Source organism: Streptomyces scabiei 87.22 (genome assembly GCF_000091305.1).
GTDB lineage: Bacteria > Actinomycetota > Actinomycetes > Streptomycetales > Streptomycetaceae > Streptomyces > Streptomyces scabiei.
In genome coordinates this window covers 4390661-4411484 of sequence record NC_013929.1, presented here as the reverse complement: position 1 = coordinate 4411484, position 20824 = coordinate 4390661, and the positions used below count along the sequence as shown (strand labels likewise).

General features: G+C 67.2%; 16 protein-coding genes, 3 rRNA genes and 1 pseudogene. 18 read left to right on the top strand and 2 right to left on the bottom strand.

Translation table 11 applies throughout. The annotated features are described in order from the left end of the window. Positions 1 to 75: 75 nt before the first annotated feature. The 6 genes from SCAB_RS18670 (at position 76) to proC (ending at position 4835) form a co-directional block, all read left to right on the top strand. Positions 76 to 429 (top strand): SH3 domain-containing protein, encoded by a 354-nt coding sequence (locus SCAB_RS18670; RefSeq protein ID WP_013001630.1) that lies wholly within the window; start codon positions 76 to 78, stop codon positions 427 to 429. A 141-nt stretch (positions 430 to 570) separates the two neighbouring features. Further along, positions 571 to 1185: a hypothetical protein gene (locus SCAB_RS18665; protein WP_013001629.1), complete on the top strand. Its 615-nt coding sequence runs from the start codon at positions 571 to 573 to the stop codon at positions 1183 to 1185. 64 nt (positions 1186 to 1249) lie between these two features. Then, positions 1250 to 2038: a class I SAM-dependent methyltransferase gene (locus SCAB_RS18660; RefSeq protein ID WP_041669363.1), complete on the top strand. Its 789-nt coding sequence runs from the start codon at positions 1250 to 1252 to the stop codon at positions 2036 to 2038. A gap of 193 nt (positions 2039 to 2231) precedes the next feature. After that, complete coding sequence (locus SCAB_RS18655) at positions 2232 to 3104, top strand: ABC transporter ATP-binding protein (protein ID WP_231885065.1); 873 nt, start codon at positions 2232 to 2234, stop codon at positions 3102 to 3104. After that, positions 3101 to 3889, top strand: coding sequence for an ABC transporter permease (locus SCAB_RS18650; RefSeq protein ID WP_013001626.1), 789 nt, complete (start codon positions 3101 to 3103; stop codon positions 3887 to 3889). The genes SCAB_RS18655 and SCAB_RS18650 overlap by 4 nt, the downstream gene beginning before the upstream one ends. Before the next feature lie 133 nt (positions 3890 to 4022). Beyond that, positions 4023 to 4835: a pyrroline-5-carboxylate reductase gene (proC, locus tag SCAB_RS18645; RefSeq protein ID WP_020113787.1), complete on the top strand. Its 813-nt coding sequence runs from the start codon at positions 4023 to 4025 to the stop codon at positions 4833 to 4835. A 12-nt stretch (positions 4836 to 4847) separates the two neighbouring features. Here the strand turns inward: proC and trpS are convergent, their stop codons facing one another. After that, on the bottom strand, positions 4848 to 5843 hold the full coding sequence (trpS, locus tag SCAB_RS18640; RefSeq protein ID WP_013001624.1) for a tryptophan--tRNA ligase: 996 nt from the start codon (positions 5841 to 5843) through the stop codon (positions 4848 to 4850). An 824-nt stretch (positions 5844 to 6667) separates the two neighbouring features. On the opposite strand from trpS, the gene SCAB_RS18635 reads away from it, so the two are divergent. The 12 genes and pseudogenes from SCAB_RS18635 to SCAB_RS46375 form a co-directional block, all read left to right on the top strand. Next, positions 6668 to 8193 (top strand): 16S ribosomal RNA (locus SCAB_RS18635). A gap of 309 nt (positions 8194 to 8502) precedes the next feature. After that, a 23S ribosomal RNA gene (locus SCAB_RS18630) occupies positions 8503 to 11623 on the top strand. 94 nt (positions 11624 to 11717) lie between these two features. Further along, a 5S ribosomal RNA gene (gene rrf, locus SCAB_RS18625) occupies positions 11718 to 11834 on the top strand. Together the 16S, 23S and 5S rRNA genes form the textbook arrangement of a ribosomal RNA operon. 72 nt (positions 11835 to 11906) lie before the next feature. Further along, the gene (locus tag SCAB_RS18620) at positions 11907 to 12551 is read left to right on the top strand and encodes an HAD family hydrolase (protein WP_013001623.1); all 645 of its coding nucleotides are present in this window, start codon (positions 11907 to 11909) and stop codon (positions 12549 to 12551) included. Between the two features lie 54 nt (positions 12552 to 12605). Further along, entirely contained in the window at positions 12606 to 13823 is a 1218-nt protein-coding gene (locus tag SCAB_RS18615; RefSeq protein ID WP_013001622.1) for an MFS transporter, read from the top strand. After that, complete coding sequence (locus SCAB_RS18610) at positions 13774 to 14949, top strand: acetoin utilization protein AcuC (RefSeq protein ID WP_013001621.1); 1176 nt, start codon at positions 13774 to 13776, stop codon at positions 14947 to 14949. The genes SCAB_RS18615 and SCAB_RS18610 overlap by 50 nt, the downstream gene beginning before the upstream one ends. Positions 14950 to 15152: 203 nt before the next feature. Beyond that, complete coding sequence (locus SCAB_RS18605; RefSeq protein WP_037723070.1) at positions 15153 to 15968, top strand: phosphatase; 816 nt, start codon at positions 15153 to 15155, stop codon at positions 15966 to 15968. A gap of 129 nt (positions 15969 to 16097) precedes the next feature. Beyond that, positions 16098 to 16310 carry a helix-turn-helix domain-containing protein gene (locus tag SCAB_RS18600; RefSeq protein ID WP_004984898.1) on the top strand — a complete coding sequence of 71 codons (213 nt, stop codon included), beginning with the start codon at positions 16098 to 16100 and terminating at the stop codon, positions 16308 to 16310. A 168-nt stretch (positions 16311 to 16478) separates the two neighbouring features. Next, positions 16479 to 16577: a 30S ribosomal protein bS22 gene (locus SCAB_RS44975; RefSeq protein ID WP_003948845.1), complete on the top strand. Its 99-nt coding sequence runs from the start codon at positions 16479 to 16481 to the stop codon at positions 16575 to 16577. Between the two features lie 290 nt (positions 16578 to 16867). Next, positions 16868 to 17935, top strand: coding sequence for an NAD-dependent epimerase/dehydratase family protein (locus tag SCAB_RS18595; RefSeq protein ID WP_037722989.1), 1068 nt, complete (start codon positions 16868 to 16870; stop codon positions 17933 to 17935). Between the two features lie 14 nt (positions 17936 to 17949). Next, positions 17950 to 19029: a lysophospholipid acyltransferase family protein gene (locus tag SCAB_RS18590; RefSeq protein ID WP_013001618.1), complete on the top strand. Its 1080-nt coding sequence runs from the start codon at positions 17950 to 17952 to the stop codon at positions 19027 to 19029. A gap of 103 nt (positions 19030 to 19132) precedes the next feature. Beyond that, positions 19133 to 19228, top strand: a pseudogene (locus SCAB_RS46375) (glycerol acyltransferase); the annotation flags it as partial. A gap of 174 nt (positions 19229 to 19402) precedes the next feature. Here the strand turns inward: SCAB_RS46375 and SCAB_RS18585 are convergent. Next, positions 19403 to 20638, bottom strand: a complete 1236-nt coding sequence (locus tag SCAB_RS18585) for a DUF5667 domain-containing protein (protein WP_037722990.1) — start codon at positions 20636 to 20638, stop codon at positions 19403 to 19405. Between the last annotated feature and the right edge of the window lie 186 nt (positions 20639 to 20824).

The following is a 20824-nucleotide window of genomic DNA, read 5'->3' as shown; positions in this document are numbered from 1 at the left end:
ATCAACGGGTCCCCACGCCTTGCGTGGGGACCAAACGGGGTTTTCAACGGGGTTTCACACGGGGGGAGTTCAGCCATGTCCATCGACCATGTCGAAGAGATCGCGGAGGACGGCGAGGGGGAGCGGGCCGGTACGGCGTCGGCAGGGGTTTCGGCCACCGCCGCGACGGTCACGGCAGCCGTCCGCCGCTACTCGATCGCGCCGGGCGTCCGTCTCAACGTCCGCAGCGGACCGAGCACCGGCTACGGCGTCGTCCGCGTCCTCTCCGAGGGCGCCACGGTACCGATCTACTGCCAGACCCCGGGCCAGACCATCTCCGGCCCCTACGGCACCACGAACGTCTGGGACAACATCGGCGACGGCGAGTACATCTCCGACTCCTACGTCTACACCGGCAGCGACGGCTACGTGGCCGGCCGCTGCGGCTGATCCGGGACGACCGGCCCGGCGCCCGGGGCAACCGACCGGGCGCCGCTCCGACCGCTCAATGCCACGGCCCCGGCCCTGACGGCGACAGCCCTCGGGGCCGGCGCCCCGAGCCCGCTCCCGACCCGGAGCGATAATCGACCCGTGAGCGACAAGCCGAAGAACGACCAGGCAGCGCGGGAGCCGGAACAGCGGCAGGGTCCGGAACAGCGGCAGCAGCCGGAACAAGGGCAGGCGCCGCACGGAGCGCAGGCGCCGCAGGACGGTCGGGTGCCCCTCGACGCGTCCTCGGCGACCCCCACGGGCCCCCGCCCCGAACCCATCCGCTTCTTCGGGACGACCTGGCTGCACCACGACGGCACCTACACGGCACGCCGGGCGGCCGTCACCGCCGGCTCGCTCGCCGCCCTGGCCCTCTCCTGCCTGGTGCTGCGCCTGGCCTACGACGGCCTGCAGCTCGCGGCGGTCGGCGGGTTCGTCAGCATCCTGCTCGTCCTCATGTTCGCCGTCTGCAGCGCGCTGGCCTTCGGCCACACCTGGGGTGCCTTCGCCAAGCGCCCCGACCCGGCCCGCCACTCCTCCCTGCGTGGCCTCCTCACCATCGGCTTCCTCGGCTCCCTGACCGCCTACTTCCTCCGCTCCCTCAAAGAGGCCCCGGGCGAGTCCCTGCACCGCGAGGAGTTCACGGCGGCCCGCCGGCAGTACGAGCGCCGCACGGCCAAGCGCACGAAGAACCCGGCAAAGCGCCGCCGCCCCTGACCTGCCGGCAAGGGACGGCCGGACACCCCCCCCGACGCCACCCCGCCGGGCCACGATGTCCCCCATGGCCACATCCCGTCCGCACGCCTCCCGCACCGTCCGAGCCCACTCGTTCAACACCGCCGCGGCCCGGTACGCGGCGAACCGCCCCTCCTACCCGCCCACCCTCTTCGACACCGTCGAAGCCCTGGCCTCGCGCTCCCTCCACGGAGCCCGCGTCGTGGACGTCGGAGCGGGCACCGGCATAGCCACCGCCCTCCTCCACGCCCGCCGCGCCGACGTCCTCGCCGTGGAACCCGGCGCGGGCATGGCCGCCCAGTTCCGCCGCACCCACCCCCGCATCCCCCTGGTCCGAGGCGACGGCAACGCGCTCCCCGTCGCCACCGCCTCCACCGACTTCCTCACCTACGCCCAGTCCTGGCACTGGACCGACACCACCCGCTCGGTTCCGGAGGCCCTGCGCGTACTCCGCCCCGGCGGAGCACTCGCGCTGTGGTGGAACACCGCCGCCGTCGACGTCCCCTGGATCGCCGACGCCACCCTGCGCATCCACCGCTTCCTCGGTGTGGACCCCGGCACGCCGATCGAGACGAGCGCTTCCGGTGCGCCCGCGGCCCTCGCCGACACCGCGGGCCGCCTCGACTTCACACGCCGCCAGATCCGCTGGAGCCGCACGGTCCCCCTGGACACCCACCTGGCCAACATCGCCAGCCACTCGGGGTTCCTGGTGCTCGGCGACGAGGCCACGTCCGGGTTCCTCACCGCGGAACGGGCCCGCCTCCGCGCACTCTTCCCCACCGAGACCATCGAAGAGACCTACGACGTGGACCTCCTGGTCGCCGTCCGCCCCTGACCAGCCCCTCCCCGGACCACCTCCCTCGCCCGCCCCCAACTCCCCGGCCGCCTCCCGCCGAGCGCCCGCGCACACCCCGTCGCGCCCGCTCGCGCTTCCGCCTGCCCCGGCCCGGAACCCACGGGGCCCCGCCCGCGCAGAACCCACCCCTCACCGACTTGACGGCCCACCCGCTCTGCGCAATATTCATCACATGATGAATAACTCCGGGAGCGAGCCTCCACCCCGACCCGGCACCTCACCCTCCCCGTCCGCGGACACCGCGCCCCACCCGGCCGTCCACGCCCGGAACCTCACCGTCGCCCGAGGCCCGCGCACCGTGCTCCGCGGCCTCGACTTCGCCGTCCCCCCGGGCCAGATCACCGGGCTCCTCGGCCCGTCCGGCTGCGGCAAATCCACCCTGATGCGAGCGATCGTCGGCACCCAGGCCAAGGTCACCGGCACCCTGGACGTCCTCGGCCGCCCCGCGGGCGACGCCACCCTCCGCTCCCGCATCGGCTACGTCACCCAGGCCCCGTCCGTCTACGACGACCTGACCGTCACCCAGAACCTCGCCTACTTCGCCGCGATCCTCGACCCCGGCCGCGCCGCCGCCGACCGCCGCCGCGAGAACGTCACCCGGGCCATCGCCGACGTCGACCTCACCGCCCACGCCGACGCCCTCGCCGGCAACCTCTCCGGCGGCCAGCGCAGCCGCGTCTCCCTGGCCGTGGCCCTCCTCGGCACCCCCGAACTGGTCGTCCTCGACGAGCCCACCGTCGGCCTGGACCCCGTCCTGCGCCGCGAACTGTGGGCGCTCTTCCACACCCTCGCCGAGGAGCGCCGGACCACCCTCCTGATCTCCTCCCACGTCATGGACGAGGCCGAGCGCTGCCACCGCCTCCTCCTCATGCGCGAGGGCCGGATCCTCGCCGACGACACCCCCGAAGCCCTCCGCACCCGTACCCACGCGGACACGGTCGAAGAGGCGTTCCTCCGCCTCGTCGACGAGGCCAGGGCAGCCGAGCCCGCCGCGACCGCGCCCACCGCCACGACCGACGCACACCCCAAGGAGCCGGCGCGATGACCACCACGACCCCGTCCACGCCCCCCGCGGCCCCCCGCCCCAGGGCCCTCAGCTACGCCCGCACGACCGCCACGGCCGCCCGGGTCCTCCGCCAGCTCGGCCACGACCCCCGCACGATCGCCCTGCTGATCCTCATCCCGTGCGTGATGCTGTTCCTGCTGCGCTACGTCTTCGACGGCAGCCCACGCGTCTTCGACTCCATCGGCGCCTCACTCCTCGGCATCTTCCCGCTGATCACGATGTTCCTGGTCACCTCGATCGCGACCCTGCGCGAACGCACCTCGGGCACCCTGGAGCGCCTGCTCTCCATGCCTCTCGGCAAGGGAGACCTCATCGCCGGCTACGCCCTCGCCTTCGGCACCCTTGCGGTCATCCAGTCCGCCCTCGCCACGGGTCTGGCCGTCTGGTTCCTCGACCTGGACGTCACTGGCTCCCCCTGGCTCCTCCTGGTCGTCGCCCTCCTCGACGCCCTGCTGGGCACCGCCCTCGGCCTCTTCGTCTCGGCCTTCGCCTCCTCCGAGTACCAGGCCGTCCAGTTCATGCCGGCCGTGATCTTTCCCCAACTCCTCCTCTGCGGCCTGTTCACCGCCCGCTCCGCCATGCACCCCGCCCTGGAGGCCATCTCCGACGTCCTCCCCATGTCCTACGCGGTCGACGGCATGAACGAAGTCCTCCTGCACACCGACATGACCGCCACCTTCGTACGCGACATCGCGATCGTCGCCGGCTGCGCCCTCCTGGTCCTCACACTGGGAGCGGCCACTCTCAGGCGCCGGACGACCTGACGCCCGGCCGTCCCACGCCGGCCGCCCGCCACCACGCCCGGCCGACGTCCCGCCCACCGGACACGCCCGCCGAACCCCCGTCCCCGGTGCGAGGATGGCCCCAGGACGACGCACCCCGGAGGGCACCCGCACCATGAGCCAGAAAGTCGCAGTCCTCGGTACCGGCAAGATCGGCGAGGCCCTGCTCAGCGGCATGATCCGAGCCGGCTGGGCGCCCGCGGACCTCCTGGTCACCGCCCGCCGCCCCGAACGCGCCGAAGAGCTCCGCACCCGCTACGGCGTCACACCGGTCACCAACGCCGAGGCCGCGAAGACCGCCGACACGCTCATCCTCACGGTCAAGCCCCAGGACATGGCCACCCTCCTCGACGAACTCGCCCCGCACACCCCCGCCGACCGCCTGGTCGTCAGCGGCGCGGCAGGCATTCCCACCTCCTTCTTCGAGGAGCGCCTGGCCGCAGGCACCCCCGTCGTCCGTGTCATGACGAACACCCCCGCCCTCGTGGACGAGGCCATGTCCGTCATCTCCGCCGGCAGTCACGCGAGCGAGGCCGATCTCGCGCACGCCGAGGAGATCTTCGGCGCCGTCGGCAAGACGCTCCGCGTCCCCGAGTCCCAGCAGGACGCCTGCACCGCCCTCTCCGGCTCCGGCCCGGCGTACTTCTTCTACCTGGTCGAAGCCATGACCGACGCGGGCATCCTCCTGGGCCTGCCCCGGGACAAGGCCCACGACCTGATCGTCCAGTCCGCCATCGGCGCGGCCACGATGCTCCGCGACAGCGGCGAACACCCCGTGAAGCTCCGGGAGAACGTCACCTCTCCCGCCGGCACGACGATCAGCGCCATCCGCGAACTCGAGAACCACGGAGTGCGCGCCGCACTGATCGCCGCGCTGGAGGCCGCCCGCGACCGCAGCCGCGAACTGGCCTCCGGCAAGAAGGACTGACGCCCCGCGCGGTCAGCCGCCCAGCAGGCCGATCGCCCGGTACGCCTCGTCCACCCTCGGCCGGGCCATCCCTCTGGCCTTCTCCGCACCCAACCGCAGCACCCCCTCCACATACGCAGGATCCGCGCACAACTCCTTGTGCCTCTCCTGTACGGGCCTGAGGAGCTCGACCACGGCCTCTGCGGTGTCCTTCTTCAGTGCTCCGTACGATTCATATACACCGCTCAGGTCCTCGGGGTTCCCACCCTCACAGGCGGCGAGGATCTCCAGCAGGTTGGCGAGCCCCGGCCGCTGACCCGGGTCGTAGACCACGTCCCGCCCGCTGTCGGTCACGGCCCGCATGACCTTCTTCCGGACCACGTCCGGCTCGTCCAGCAGATAGACGATGCCCGGCCCGACGTCGTCGGTCTTCCCCATCTTCGACGCCGGGTCCTGAAGGTTCATCACCCGGGCCGCGACCCGCGGGCGCGTGGCCCGCGGCACCACGAACGTGTGCCCGTACCGCTGGTTGAAGCGCACCGCCAGGTCCCGGCTCAGCTCCACGTGCTGCGTCTGGTCATCACCCACGGGCACCTCGTCCGTCCCGTACGCGAGGATGTCGGCGGCCATCAGCACGGGATAGGTCAGCAGCGACAGCCGGACACTGCCTCCCCGGTCCCGCTCCCGCGCCGCCTTCTCCTTGTACTGGATCATCCGGCGCATCTCGCCGTCCGTGGCCACACACTCCAGCAGGTACGACAGCCGCGCGTGCTCATCCACATGACTCTGTACGAAGACGGTGCACAGCTCCGGGTCCAGTCCCGAGGCCAGCATCAGGGTCGCCGCCTGCCGGGTGAGCCGGCGCACCCGCGCCGGATCGTGGTCCACGGTCAGCGCGTGCAGGTCCACCACACAGAACAACGCGTCCGTCCGGTGCTGGTCGACCTCGGCCCACCGCCGCACCGCTCCCAGGTAGTTCCCCAGCGTCAGATGCCCCGTCGGCTTGATGCCGCTGAAGACCCGTGTCATCTCTCCACCTCCTGATCAGGACCGCCGCCACCGGCCGGCCGCCCCTCAGGAGGGAGATACAAAAACGGCCGCCGGGTCGGCGGCCGTCGAGTACATACGTGTGTACGGCCGCCCTCAGGCGGCCCACCACTGCTGGTGACACGTACGCGTAGTCATGGGGGCCAGGCTACGCCTCGCGGGACCGCGCGGCAGCGAGTTGACACACCCCGAGCCGGTACGTAGTGTTCTCCGGGTTGTCCGACGTGAGCGCCGACCACGGTCGGTCCCCGGACAGCCATTCGCAGGTATCCACCAAGCATCGACGATCCGTCGTCGTTTCCTTGGCATGTGTATGTGCGAAATGAGGAATCCGCGTTCGAAAGGACGCAGACCCCGATTAGCTCGGGGGCGAGGAATCCGCTAAAGTCTCACTCGTCGGAACGGCCCAACAGCCGCGAAGACAAACCCCGCTGACTGGGAATCAGGCCCGAAAGGATCTGGTAGAGTCGGACTCGCCGGAAAGGGAAACGCGAAAGCGGAAACCTGGAAAGCACCGAGGAAATCGGAACCGGAAATGGTCTGATAGAGTCGGAAACGCAAGACAGCAAGACCGAAGGGAAAAGCCCGGAGGAAAGCCCGAGAGGGTGAGTACAAAGGAAGCGTCCGTTCCTTGAGAACTCAACAGCGTGCCAAAAATCAACGCCAGATATGTTGATACCCCGTCTCCAGCATCTGCTGGGACGAGGTTCCTTTGAAGTAAAACACAGCGAGGACGCTGTGAACCATCGGACTATTCCTCCGGTGGTTCCGCTCTCGTGATGTGTGCACCCGATTACGGGTAAACATTCACGGAGAGTTTGATCCTGGCTCAGGACGAACGCTGGCGGCGTGCTTAACACATGCAAGTCGAACGATGAACCACTTCGGTGGGGATTAGTGGCGAACGGGTGAGTAACACGTGGGCAATCTGCCCTTCACTCTGGGACAAGCCCTGGAAACGGGGTCTAATACCGGATACGACACTCTCGGGCATCCGATGAGTGTGGAAAGCTCCGGCGGTGAAGGATGAGCCCGCGGCCTATCAGCTTGTTGGTGAGGTAACGGCTCACCAAGGCGACGACGGGTAGCCGGCCTGAGAGGGCGACCGGCCACACTGGGACTGAGACACGGCCCAGACTCCTACGGGAGGCAGCAGTGGGGAATATTGCACAATGGGCGAAAGCCTGATGCAGCGACGCCGCGTGAGGGATGACGGCCTTCGGGTTGTAAACCTCTTTCAGCAGGGAAGAAGCGAAAGTGACGGTACCTGCAGAAGAAGCGCCGGCTAACTACGTGCCAGCAGCCGCGGTAATACGTAGGGCGCGAGCGTTGTCCGGAATTATTGGGCGTAAAGAGCTCGTAGGCGGTCTGTCGCGTCGGATGTGAAAGCCCGGGGCTTAACCCCGGGTCTGCATTCGATACGGGCAGACTAGAGTGTGGTAGGGGAGATCGGAATTCCTGGTGTAGCGGTGAAATGCGCAGATATCAGGAGGAACACCGGTGGCGAAGGCGGATCTCTGGGCCATTACTGACGCTGAGGAGCGAAAGCGTGGGGAGCGAACAGGATTAGATACCCTGGTAGTCCACGCCGTAAACGGTGGGAACTAGGTGTTGGCGACATTCCACGTCGTCGGTGCCGCAGCTAACGCATTAAGTTCCCCGCCTGGGGAGTACGGCCGCAAGGCTAAAACTCAAAGGAATTGACGGGGGCCCGCACAAGCAGCGGAGCATGTGGCTTAATTCGACGCAACGCGAAGAACCTTACCAAGGCTTGACATACACCGGAAACGGCCAGAGATGGTCGCCCCCTTGTGGTCGGTGTACAGGTGGTGCATGGCTGTCGTCAGCTCGTGTCGTGAGATGTTGGGTTAAGTCCCGCAACGAGCGCAACCCTTGTTCTGTGTTGCCAGCATGCCCTTCGGGGTGATGGGGACTCACAGGAGACTGCCGGGGTCAACTCGGAGGAAGGTGGGGACGACGTCAAGTCATCATGCCCCTTATGTCTTGGGCTGCACACGTGCTACAATGGCAGGTACAATGAGCTGCGAAGCCGTGAGGCGGAGCGAATCTCAAAAAGCCTGTCTCAGTTCGGATTGGGGTCTGCAACTCGACCCCATGAAGTCGGAGTTGCTAGTAATCGCAGATCAGCATTGCTGCGGTGAATACGTTCCCGGGCCTTGTACACACCGCCCGTCACGTCACGAAAGTCGGTAACACCCGAAGCCGGTGGCCCAACCCGTAAGGGAGGGAGCTGTCGAAGGTGGGACTGGCGATTGGGACGAAGTCGTAACAAGGTAGCCGTACCGGAAGGTGCGGCTGGATCACCTCCTTTCTAAGGAGCATCTAGCTGCCGCAAGGCAGCCAGGGCCACAACGTCGGCGAATGTTCGACGGTGGTTGCTCATGGGTGGAACGTTGATTATTCGGCCGGTTCGTCGGGCCGGAGGCTGTGAGTACTACCCCTTGTGGGTGTGGAAAGCATGATCTCCGGACGAGAGACCGGTCGGGCACGCTGTTGGGTGTCTGAGGGTATGGCCGTACGGCTGCCTTCAGTGCCGACCCCGGTAAAAATTCGCGTGAAGCGGGTTGTGACGGGTGGTTGGTCGTTGTTTGAGAACTGCACAGTGGACGCGAGCATCTGTGGCCAAGTTTTTAAGGGCGCACGGTGGATGCCTTGGCACCAGGAACCGATGAAGGACGTGGGAGGCCACGATAGTCCCCGGGGAGTCGTCAACCAGGCTTTGATCCGGGGGTTTCCGAATGGGGAAACCCGGCAGTCGTCATGGGCTGTCACCCTTGCCTGAACACATAGGGCAAGTGGAGGGAACGCGGGGAAGTGAAACATCTCAGTACCCGCAGGAAGAGAAAACAACCGTGATTCCGGGAGTAGTGGCGAGCGAAACCGGATGAGGCCAAACCGTATGCGTGTGAGACCCGGCAGGGGTTGCGTATACGGGGTTGTGGGATCTCTCTTTCACAGTCTGCCGGCTGTGAGACGAGTCAGAAACCGTTGATGTAGGCGAAGGACATGCGAAAGGTCCGGCGTAGAGGGTAAGACCCCCGTAGCTGAAACATCAGCGGCTCGTTTGAGAGACACCCAAGTAGCACGGGGCCCGAGAAATCCCGTGTGAATCTGGCGGGACCACCCGCTAAGCCTAAATATTCCCTGGTGACCGATAGCGGATAGTACCGTGAGGGAATGGTGAAAAGTACCGCGGGAGCGGAGTGAAATAGTACCTGAAACCGTGTGCCTACAAGCCGTGGGAGCGTCGGGCAAGCACTTGTGCTTGCCTCGTGACTGCGTGCCTTTTGAAGAATGAGCCTGCGAGTTTGCGGTGTGTTGCGAGGTTAACCCGGGTGGGGTAGCCGTAGCGAAAGCGAGTCCGAACAGGGCGTTTCAGTAGCACGCTCAAGACCCGAAGCGGAGTGATCTAGCCATGGGCAGGTTGAAGCGGAGGTAAGACTTCGTGGAGGACCGAACCCACCAGGGTTGAAAACCTGGGGGATGACCTGTGGTTAGGGGTGAAAGGCCAATCAAACTCCGTGATAGCTGGTTCTCCCCGAAATGCATTTAGGTGCAGCGTCGTGTGTTTCTTGCCGGAGGTAGAGCACTGGATAGGCGATGGGCCCTACCGGGTTACTGACCTTAGCCAAACTCCGAATGCCGGTAAGTGAGAGCGCGGCAGTGAGACTGTGGGGGATAAGCTCCATGGTCGAGAGGGAAACAGCCCAGAGCATCGACTAAGGCCCCTAAGCGTACGCTAAGTGGGAAAGGATGTGGAGTCGCAGAGACAACCAGGAGGTTGGCTTAGAAGCAGCCACCCTTGAAAGAGTGCGTAATAGCTCACTGGTCTAGTGATTCCGCGCCGACAATGTAGCGGGGCTCAAGCGTACCGCCGAAGTCGTGTCATTCCAGCGTATAGGGCCAACGCCTGCTGGGATGGGTAGGGGAGCGTCGTGTGCCGGGTGAAGCCGCGCCGGAAGGCAGTGGTGGACGGTTCACGAGTGAGAATGCAGGCATGAGTAGCGATACAAACGTGAGAAACGTTTGCGCCGATTGACCAAGGGTTCCTGGGTCAAGCTGATCTGCCCAGGGTAAGTCGGGACCTAAGGCGAGGCCGACAGGCGTAGTCGATGGATAACCGGTTGATATTCCGGTACCCGCTGTGAAGCGTCAAACATCGAACCAGGCGATGCTAAGTCCGTGAAGCCGTCCCGGAGCCTTCGGGCAAAGGGGAGTGGTGGAGCCGACGAACCAGACTTGCAGTAGGTGAGTGATGGGGTGACGCAGGAAGGTAGTCCATCCCGGGCGGTGGTTGTCCCGGGGTAAGGGTGTAGGCCGTGATCTAGGTAAATCCGGATCACACAAGGCTGAGACCTGATGCCGAGCCGATTGTGGTGAAGTGGATGATCCTATGCTGTCGAGAAAAGCCTCTAGCGAGTTTCATGGCGGCCCGTACCCTAAACCGACTCAGGTGGTCAGGTAGAGAATACCGAGGCGTTCGGGTGAACTATGGTTAAGGAACTCGGCAAAATGCCCCCGTAACTTCGGGAGAAGGGGGGCCATCACCGGTGATAGCACTTGCTGCTTGAGCTGGGGGTGGCCGCAGAGACCAGCGAGAAGCGACTGTTTACTAAAAACACAGGTCCGTGCGAAGCCGTAAGGCGATGTATACGGACTGACGCCTGCCCGGTGCTGGAACGTTAAGGGGACCGGTTAGTCACTCTTCGGGGTGGCGAAGCTGAGAACTTAAGCGCCAGTAAACGGCGGTGGTAACTATAACCATCCTAAGGTAGCGAAATTCCTTGTCGGGTAAGTTCCGACCTGCACGAATGGCGTAACGACTTCTCGACTGTCTCAACCATAGGCCCGGTGAAATTGCACTACGAGTAAAGATGCTCGTTTCGCGCAGCAGGACGGAAAGACCCCGGGACCTTTACTACAGTTTGATATTGGTGTTCGGTTCGGCTTGTGTAGGATAGCTGGGAGACTGTGAAGCTCGGACGCCAGTTCGGGTGGAGTCGTCGTTGAAATACCAGTCTGGTCGTGCTGGATGTCTAACCTGGGTCCGTGATCCGGATCAGGGACAGTGTCTGATGGGTAGTTTAACTGGGGCGGTTGCCTCCCAAAGGGTAACGGAGGCGCCCAAAGGTTCCCTCAGCCTGGTTGGCAATCAGGTGGTGAGTGTAAGTGCACAAGGGAGCTTGACTGTGAGACCGACGGGTCGAGCAGGGACGAAAGTCGGGACTAGTGATCCGGCGGTGGCTTGTGGAAGCGCCGTCGCTCAACGGATAAAAGGTACCCCGGGGATAACAGGCTGATCTTCCCCAAGAGTCCATATCGACGGGATGGTTTGGCACCTCGATGTCGGCTCGTCGCATCCTGGGGCTGGAGTCGGTCCCAAGGGTTGGGCTGTTCGCCCATTAAAGCGGTACGCGAGCTGGGTTTAGAACGTCGTGAGACAGTTCGGTCCCTATCCGCTGCGCGCGCAGGAATATTGAGAAGGGCTGTCCCTAGTACGAGAGGACCGGGACGGACGAACCTCTGGTGTGCCAGTTGTTCTGCCAAGGGCATGGCTGGTTGGCTACGTTCGGGAGGGATAACCGCTGAAAGCATCTAAGCGGGAAGCCTGCTTCGAGATGAGTATTCCCACCCACTTGATGGGGTAAGGCTCCCAGTAGACGACTGGGTTGATAGGCCAGATATGGAAGCCCAGTAATGGGTGGAGTTGACTGGTACTAATAGGCCGAGGGCTTGTCCTCAGTTGCTCGCGTCCACTGTGTTGGTTCTGAAACCACGAACAACCCCATCCCTGTTTGGTCACGGGGGATGGTGCGGTTGAGTGTTTCATAGTGTTTCGGTGGTCATAGCGTGAGGGAAACGCCCGGTTACATTCCGAACCCGGAAGCTAAGCCTTACAGCGCCGATGGTACTGCAGGGGGGACCCTGTGGGAGAGTAGGACGCCGCCGAACAAATATTGAGAAAACCCCCGTCGGGAAACCGACGGGGGTTTTCTGCGTTCGGGCTTCGTTTAGGGTCGGACCATGCGCTACGACCTCGTGATCTTCGACAATGACGGCGTTCTCGTCGACAGCGAGCCCATCTCCAACCGGCTCCTCGCCGAGTACCTCACCGAACTCGGGCACCCGACCTCGTACGAGGACTCCATCCGGGACTACATGGGGTCGGCGATGCACCGGATTCACGAGCTCGTGCTGGAGCGGACCGGGAAGAAGCTGCCGGAGGACTTCGACGACGTCTTCCACCAGCGGGTGTTCGCCGGGTTCGAGCGGGAGTTGAAGCCCGTACCGGGCGTGGTCGCCGTGCTGGAGAAGCTGGTCGCGGACGGGGTGCCGTACTGCGTGGCGTCGTCCGGGAGTCATGAGCGGATCCGGGTGGGCCATCGGACGACCGGGCTCGACCGGTGGTTCGGGGAGGGGCTCGTGTTCAGCGCGCAGGACGTGGGGCGGGGCAAGCCGGCGCCGGATCTCTTCCTGCACGCGGCCGAGCGGATGGGCGTCGCTCCCGAGCGGTGTGCCGTCGTCGAGGACAGTCCTCTCGGGGTGCGGGCGGGGCTCGCGGCCGGGATGGATGTGTACGGGTATACGCCGATGACGCCCGCCGGGAAGATGCCCGGAGCCAGGGAGTACTTTTCGGACATGGGGGAGCTGCTCGACCTGCTTAGTTGAGCAGTATTCAACTTCCTCTACCCATGAGTAGGCCGCGCCCCCTACTGTGCCGCCATGACAGATGTGCTGCGGCGCGGTAGGGCCGCGTTGGCGTTCAGCTTCTTCGCCCAGGGTGTCGCCTTCGCGCTGCTCGTGACGCGGATTCCGGCCATCCAGGACCGGTACGGCGTCTCCGACGGACTGTTGCCCCTCTTCCTCGCCGCCGTGCCGATCCTCGCCGGGGTCGGCAGCGTCTGCACCGAGCACCTCGTGAAGCGAGTGCCGCCGAGCCGGGTGCTCAGGTGGTCCCAGCCCGTCGTGCTCCTGGCGCTGCTGGGGGTGGGTGCCGGTGACCGGATGGTCGTCCTGGGCGCGTCGTTGGCGGCCTTCGGGCTGGCGGTCGGAGCGCTCGACGCGTCCATGAACATGCTCGGCGTGAGCCTGCAGCGGTCGTACGGGCGGAGCATCATGCTCGGTTTCCACGCCGTGTACAGCCTGGGCGGGATAGCCGGGGCCTCGCTGGCGTGGGTGGGGGCGCACTGGGATCTGGCCCTGCTGTCCCTGTATCTGCCGGTGGGTGCCGTACTGCTGCCGGCCGCCCTGGTGGGGAGCCGGTGGTACGTGGACGGGAGCGGCCCGGAGGACAAGGGTCCGGCAGCCGCCGCGGAGGGCGGGAGCGTCGCCTTCAAGTTGCTGCTGCCGCTTTGTCTGGTGATGTGCTTCGCCTACATCGGCGACTCGACCGTCTCCAACTGGAGCGCCAAGTACCTGCAGGACGTGCTCGGCAGCTCCGACCAGCTGTCGACCGTTCCGTACAACGTCTACATGGTCACCACGCTGCTCGGGCGTTCCATCGGGGACTTCGGGGTGCGGAGGTTCGGGGCCGCGGCCGTCGTGCGGGCCGGAGCGGTGGTGGCGGCGGTCGGCTTCGCCGTGGTGGCGGTGGCGCCGGGGGCCTGGGTGGGGATGCTCGGGTTCACCTTGCTGGGGCTAGGGCTGTGTGTGCTGGTGCCGCAGACGTTCGCGGCGGCGGGACGACTTTTCCCCGGAGCTTCGGACGCGGCCGTCGCGCGACTGAACATCTTCAACTATGTCGGTTTCCTGATCGGTTCTCCGTTGGTGGGGGCCCTGGGCGACCTCTGGAGCTATCGCGGGGCGATGCTCGTACCGATGGTGCTGGTGCTGGTGACGTTGGTGTACGCCCGGTCGTTCGAGACCGAACCGGACCGATACGGTGACGGGCATGAGCGGCCGCGCACAGCTGATGTGGGACGAGGCAGTAACGGGCTATGACTTCGGCCCGGACCATCCGATGGATCCGGTCCGGCTCGCGTTGACCCGGAGCCTGGTGAGTGCCTTCGGGCTGGACCGGGAGATGGACGTCGTCGCGGCGAAGCCGGCGGGGGAGTCGACCCTGCGGCTCGTGCACCGCGAGGACTACGTGGCGGCGGTCAGGGCCGCGTCCGCCGACCCCCGGGGCGCGGACGCGGCGTACGGGCTGGGGACCATGGACGATCCGGCCTTCGCCGGCATGCACGAGGTGTCCGCGCTCATCGCGGGGCAGTCGGTGGGGGCGGCGGAGGCCGTGTGGCGCGGGGACGTGCTGCACGCGGTGAACTTCGCGGGCGGGCTGCACCACGCGATGCCCGGCAGCGCGTCGGGGTTCTGCATCTACAACGACGCGTCGCTCGCCATCGCCCGGCTGCTGGAGCTGGGGGCCGAGCGGGTCGCGTACGTGGATGTGGACGTGCACCACGGCGACGGGGTACAGGCGGCGTTCTGGGAGGACCCGCGGGTTCTGACGATCTCGCTGCACGAGCATCCGCGGACCCTGTTCCCGCAGACCGGATGGCCGGAGGAGACGGGGGCCGCGCCGGGTGCGGAGGGGTCGGCCGTGAACGTGGCGCTTCCTGCGGGGACCGGGGACGCGGGATGGGTGCGGGCGTTCCACGCGGTGGTGCCGGAGCTGATCGCGGACTTCCGGCCGCAGGTGCTGGTGACCCAGCACGGGGCGGACACCCACTTCGACGACCCGCTGGCACATCTGGCGGTGTCGCTGGACGCCCAGCGGGCGGTGCAGGTGGCGTTGCACGAGCTTGCGCACGCGTACGCCGACGGGCGGTGGGTCGCGCTCGGCGGGGGCGGGTACGCGGTGGTGGATGTGGTGCCGCGGTCGTGGACGCATCTGGTGGCGATCGCGGCGGGGCGGGAGATCGCGCCGGAGACGGTGATTCCCGAGGAGTGGCGGCAGCAGGTGTTCGCCCGGACGCGGCAGTTGGCGCCGGCGCGGATGACCGACGGGCGGTGGCCGGTGTCCTGGGCGGACTGGGAGGCGGGGTACGACCCCGCGGACCGGTTGGACCAGGCGGTGCTCGCGGCGCGGAAGGCTGTGTTTCCGTTGCGGGGGCTGTTGCCGTAGGGGTTTCTCGCCCCCGCCGCCCCTACCCGTCCCATCCTCCAGGGGGCTGCGTGCCCCCGTCGGCACCCCGTCAGAGAATCGGGGCTCCGCCCCGGACCCCGTTCGCGCAGTTTCCCGCGCCCCTGAAGGGAAGCGCTAGGCCAACTGTGTGGTTGTAGGAGGGATTTGGTGTTCGGGGGCGGTCAGTGCGTCAGCATCGGGGCGTGGTGAGTGGCGCGGCGTTGCGGGAGCATCTGGTGGTCTGCGGGCTGGCCGGGCGGGTCGCCACCGCCCGGGAGACGAGTCTGCGGAGCTATCGGTTGTTCGCCGCCCGGGACCCTCGCTTTCTGATCGGACTTGATCCTGAACTGTCCTGGCGGCAGCGGGATGTGCTCGATCTGATGGCGGAGAAGTGTGGTGTTTCCGCCGACCCGGGACGCACTTCAGGGCAGGATGTCATTGACCCCGAGCGCACGATGGATGCGCTGGACCGCTTCGCGGAACGTGTCGCGGCGGTCGCTCACCGTGGCGGGACGGTGCTCTTCGGTACCGGGCACCCGCATCGGCTGATCGGTTTCTACGGCGCACTGGCAGACGCCATGTCGACGGCAGGATGTGAAGTTCTCACCCCGGCGACGGGTAGACGTGTCGACATAACGACCCGGTTCGGTCTACGCACGCACAACCTCGACTACGTACGAGGAGTCGCCGTCGTCCGCGAGGCGCCTGCCCTGCGCTCCGGTTGTGCGACCGGCGTGCACACCCACTCGCCGCTCCCGGTTCGGACGGTTCTGGCGGCCGCGGCGGAGGCCGGCGGGCCGCTCCCGGAACTCGTGGTCGGCGACCATGGATGGGTCTGCGGGGCAGGTCAGCTGGGGTTCGAGGCGATCGGACTCGCCGATACGGACGATCCGGCCCTCTTCGTGGGCGAGACGGAGGGGCGGGTGTCCGTCGCCGTTCCGCTTGATGACGGTGTGCGGTCTGATTACTACCGACCACTGACCCGCTACGTACTCAATCGGGCGTGTCTGTCACAGTAGGCCGCCGACGGCATCCCCTCTTCCCCACTCGCATCACCCGCCCCTACATTGGGGAGTGAGCACGCAACGACGAAGAGTCACCGGAAGGGGAAGCCGGTGGCCGTCGAGTGCGGAAGGTTCAGGTGTGTCATGGCTGCAGCTGGCGAGAGGCCTCTGAACGAGGTTCAGTTCCTGACCGTGGCGGAAGTCGCCTCGGTGATGCGAGTGTCGAAGATGACCGTGTACCGCCTGGTGCACAGCGGTCATCTGCCGGCGATCCGGGTGGGCAGGTCCTTCCGGGTGCCGGAGCAAGCGGTCCACGAGTACCTCCGCGAGAGCTATGTGGGGGTGGAGACGGCCTGACGGCCACCGGGGCCGAGGGGCTCCCGGAGGACGTGCGGTACCTCCGGAGGCCCCCCCGCTCCGCCTCGATTACGACCTCAGCGCTCGGACGGGTAGGCTGGCCCCTCGTAGGTCGTATGGGCCCATGGCGCCCAAACGCCGAGTGATGAGAAGTGAGCGAGGGTAGTCGTGGGCTCTGTTATCAAGAAGCGGCGCAAGCGGATGGCTAAGAAGAAGCACCGCAAGCTGCTCAAGCGCACCCGCGTTCAGCGTCGCAACAAGAAGTAAGGCGGTCCGGCCCCGGGAACGGGGTCCTGGCCGGCCCCCCTCGCGTAAGGGGGCCGCACGCCTTGCTTTCTTGCGCGAGCGCTGTCGAGAGCGCGTTGCCGTGGCCCTCCACCGAATGCGGTGGGGGGCCACGGTGTTTTCGGCGCTCGTTGTTTTTGCCGGTCATTGACGGGGTCGTGGTCACCACTCCGCAACATCGACCCGCTAACGTGGCGGCACACGGGGAACGCGGCAGAGAACGAGCAGAGTTACGCCTATGTGAGCGGACGTCTGGAAGGAAGGCGCTGATCTTGGGGAAGGTCGTGCTCGTCACCGGTGTGGCCCGTCAGCTGGGAGGCCGTTTCGTACGGCGCATCCAGCGGGACCCGCAGGTCGACCGGGTCATCGCGGTCGACGCGGTGCCCCCGGCACATCATCTGGGCGGCGCGGACTTCGTGCAGGCCGACATCAGGCAGCCGGCCATAGCCCGCCTGCTGGCCGAGCACAACGTGGACACCGTGGTGCACATGGACGTCACGGGCACCCCGCTGGGCAGCGGCGGCCGGGCCACGCTGAAGGAGACCAACGTCATCGGCACCATGCAGTTGCTCGGTGCCTGCCAGAAGTCCCCGCTGGTCAAGCGGCTGGTCGTGAAGTCCAGTACGAACGTGTACGGGTCCGCGCCGCGCGACCCGGCCGTGTTCACCGAGACCATGCCGCCCAAGTCGCTGCCCAGCGGCGGCTTCGCCAAGGACACCGTCGAGGTCGAGGGGTACGTCCGCGGATTCGCCCGGCGGCGGCCCGATGTGGCCGTGTGCGTGCTGCGGTTCGCGAACATCCTCGGGCCGAGCGCGGATTCACCGCTCGCCTCGTACTTCTCGCTGCCGGTGCTGCCGACCGTGCTGGGCTACGACCCGCGGTTGCAGTTCGTGCACGAGGACGACGTCATCGAGGTCCTGCGGATCGCCTCCCACGAGCCGGCGCGGGGCACGCTCAACAGCGGCACGTTCAACATCGCGGGGGACGGTGTCCTGCTGCTCTCGCAGTGCGCGCGGCGTCTCGGCCGGCCGACGGTGCCGCTGCTGATGCCGGCCGTGAGCTGGGTCGGCTCGATGGTCCGCACCCTGGGCTTCACCGACTTCTCGCCGGAGCAGCTGAGGCTGCTGACCCACGGGCGGGTCGTGTCGACGAACCAGATGCGCGAGACACTGGGCTACCGGGCCAGATACACGACCACGGAGACCTTCGCCGACTTCGCCCGCAGCAGGGGCCCCGGCCTCCTGCCCCCGGAGGCCCTCGCTGGGGCCATCGACCGGATCGCCGACCTGCCCGTGTCCACGCCGGGCGGCGGCCACCCCCCGACGCAGAGCGCCAACTGAGGAGCGCATCAACGATGGCGGATGCCAAGGTCATTCCCTTCGACGACGACCGGACGCGCGGCGGCGCCGTGCAGCGCCCGCCGCGTCGACGGAGTACGGGGAGCCGGCGCAAGGGCGACAGCGCGGTCGTCCGGGATGTTCGTGAATCCGGCGAGGTCCAGGCCCTCCCCGGACGGACGACCAGCACCGATGATGTTCCTGTGACACGGGAGAAGCCGGAGCCGCCCCTGGAGGCCGCCGAGGCACACGACGGCGGCGCCCTGGAGCGCCGGATCGCGGGCGGTCTCGCGTTCCTGCGCAAGCGGCTCACCGGCGACTACGAGGTCGACGACTTCGGCTACGACGCCGAACTCACCGACCAGGTGCTGATGTCCCTGCTGCGGCCGGTGTACGAGAAGTACTTCCGGGTCGAGGTGAAGGGCATCGAGAACATCCCGACGGACGGCGGCGCCCTGATCGTCTCCAACCACTCGGGGACACTGCCGCTGGACGGCCTGATGATGCAGGTCGCCGTGCACGACAACCACCCCACCGGGCGGCATCTGCGGCTGCTCGCGGCGGACCTGGTCTTCATGCTGCCGGTGGTCAACGAGCTAGCCCGCAAGCTCGGCCACACCCTCGCGTGTGCGGAGGACGCCTCACGGCTGCTGCAGCAGGGCGAGCTGGTCGGGGTCATGCCGGAGGGCTTCAAGGGCCTCGGCAAGCCCTTCGGGGACCGCTACAAGCTGCAGCGCTTCGGCCGCGGCGGCTTCGTCTCCACCGCCCTGCGCGCCGGCACGCCGATCATCCCGTGCTCGATCGTGGGCGCGGAGGAGATCTACCCGATGATCGGGAACTCGAAGACGATCGCCCGGCTGCTGGGCTTCCCGTACTTCCCGATCACGCCGACGTTCCCGTTGCTCGGTCCGCTGGGCGCGGTGCCGCTGCCGACGAAGTGGACGATCCAGTTCGGCGAGCCGATCCCGACGGACGGCTATCCGCCGGAGGCCGCCGAGGACCCGATGCTGATGTTCAACCTGACGGACCAGGTGCGCGAGCAGATCCAGCACACGTTGTACAAGCTGCTGGTGCAGCGGCGGTCGGTGTTCTTCTGAGGGGTCAGGTGTAGGGATTCGGGGTGGCTGTGCCGTCGGACGGAGTTCGGCGCAGCCGTCCGAAGCCCGCGAAGCGTCGCGAGGGCGGCAATGTGGATGGGTCCCGATGCTGATGTTCAACCTGACGGACCAGGTGCGCGAGCAGATCCAGCACACGTTGTACAAGCTGCTGGTGCAGCGGCGGTCGGTGTTCTTCTGAGGGGTCAGGTGTAGGGATTCGGGGTGGCTGTGCCGTCGGACGGAGTTCGCCACACCGTGTACAAGCTGCTGGTGCAGCGGCGGTCGGTGTTCTTCTAGTGGTCGCTTCGTACGCACGTCGTACGACGGTGGGGGCGCCCTTCTTCGAGAAGGGCGCCCCCACCGTCGTCAGGGGTCAGTCGTTGCTCTGGCCGTCGATGCCCAGGCCCGGGAGGAGGCCCGGGAGAAGGGGCGGGAGGGTGACGTCGGGCTGTTCGGCCGACGTGGACCTCCCCGTCGACGGGGAGGTGGGGGCGGTGTCCTGCTGCGGCGGGTCGAGCAGGCCGCCGGTGGTGCCGCCGACGAGGCCCTCGCCGCCGCCGGCCGAGGTGGACGGCTTGGGCTTCCCGGTGGTGTCCTCGCGTTCGGCGCCGGTCGAGCCCTCGGAGGCGCTCGGGGCCGGGCGGCCGGGGTCGGTGGTGCCGGGGGTGCCGGAGCCCGCGGAGCGCTGCCTGCCGTCGCCGCCCGGGGTGGGCGGTGGGGGCAGGAGCGACGAGTGCGGGGCGACCTCGTCGTCTATGGCGTCGAAGACCGACGAGACCTGCCGGCTCACGTCTCCGAGCTGCACCGGCAGCCGGTCGCGCAGCACGCCCCAGGCCTCGCGGTGGGACCGGGAGAATGCCGAGAGGGCCCGGATGGGGCCCAGGGACTCCGGGTCCCGCTCGTACGCCTCGTGGAGCAGGCGGTGGCCCTCGGAGGCGTCGTGCCGCATCCCCGTGAGGGCGCGGCGGATCTCGCCGAGGGACTCGTGGTCGAGCTGTCCGCCCCGGCCGCGCTCCATGAGGCGGCGGGCCTCGCCGAGCCGGGTCGACGCCTGGTCCAGATAGAGCCGGCCCCGGTCGTCGGTGTCGTCGGCCAGGGTGAGTTTCACGTCTTCGATGCCGCGCTTGAGGCCGTAGAGCGAGTCACCGGGCAGGGCGTCCGAACTTGCGGCGGCCACACCGCCGAAGGCACTCGCGGCCACCCCGACGCTGAGCCCGCCGGCGGCGAGACCCTTCGTCAGACGGGACCGTGGTCGCAGCCTGCCCAGCGGACTCGCCCGGTGCGCGCCCCGCGCCTTGCCCGATCGCTGTTCGGGCACCGAAGAGTCCGACGCCTCGCGCCCCGGCAGCGTGCCGTCCCGCAGCATGGCTTCCATCGCGGCCACCAACTGGGCGCGATGGACGACCTTGACCTCGGGGTCGAGCACCGGCTTGGGCAGCTCGTCCAGACCGGTGGTGAGGGCCAGCATGTGGTCCTGCTCGGTCTGCCGCGCCGCCGGTGCCGGTTCCGATCCCTCGGGCCGCTCGGCCGCCGTGCCCTGGTCGGACAGCTCCTCCAGGGCCTGGGCGAAGGCGTTCGCCCGCCGGTGCGCCGATACGTTCGCGATCACTGGCGGCACCTCCTCTCGTCATGACGGTCGACTCCCCAGGGGGTCCTGAGGGTTGCGCGTCCCCGACCGGTCCACACGATCGAGTGATCGGTGTCGGCCAGGCGCGACCACAGGGAGCCTGTATCCCGCACAACGAGCGGTGTGGCACTTGGGTTACGGACGGCGGGTGATTGGGCGAGGAAGTCA

What these genes read in the sequence shown, in the direction of transcription:
- SCAB_RS18670 (WP_013001630.1), top strand. Translation starts at nt 76, where the DNA reads ATGTCCATCGACCATGTCGAAGAGATCGCGGAGGACGGCGAGGGGGAG.
- SCAB_RS18660 (WP_041669363.1), top strand. Translation starts at nt 1,250, where the DNA reads ATGGCCACATCCCGTCCGCACGCCTCCCGCACCGTCCGAGCCCACTCG.
- SCAB_RS18655 (WP_231885065.1), top strand. Translation starts at nt 2,232, where the DNA reads ATGATGAATAACTCCGGGAGCGAGCCTCCACCCCGACCCGGCACCTCA.
- SCAB_RS18650 (WP_013001626.1), top strand. Translation starts at nt 3,101, where the DNA reads ATGACCACCACGACCCCGTCCACGCCCCCCGCGGCCCCCCGCCCCAGG.
- proC (WP_020113787.1), top strand. Translation starts at nt 4,023, where the DNA reads ATGAGCCAGAAAGTCGCAGTCCTCGGTACCGGCAAGATCGGCGAGGCC.
- trpS (WP_013001624.1), bottom strand. Translation starts at nt 5,843, where the DNA reads ATGACACGGGTCTTCAGCGGCATCAAGCCGACGGGGCATCTGACGCTG.
- SCAB_RS18620 (WP_013001623.1), top strand. Translation starts at nt 11,907, where the DNA reads ATGCGCTACGACCTCGTGATCTTCGACAATGACGGCGTTCTCGTCGAC.
- SCAB_RS18615 (WP_013001622.1), top strand. Translation starts at nt 12,606, where the DNA reads ATGACAGATGTGCTGCGGCGCGGTAGGGCCGCGTTGGCGTTCAGCTTC.
- SCAB_RS18610 (WP_013001621.1), top strand. Translation starts at nt 13,774, where the DNA reads ATGAGCGGCCGCGCACAGCTGATGTGGGACGAGGCAGTAACGGGCTAT.
- SCAB_RS18600 (WP_004984898.1), top strand. Translation starts at nt 16,098, where the DNA reads ATGGCTGCAGCTGGCGAGAGGCCTCTGAACGAGGTTCAGTTCCTGACC.
- SCAB_RS18590 (WP_013001618.1), top strand. Translation starts at nt 17,950, where the DNA reads ATGGCGGATGCCAAGGTCATTCCCTTCGACGACGACCGGACGCGCGGC.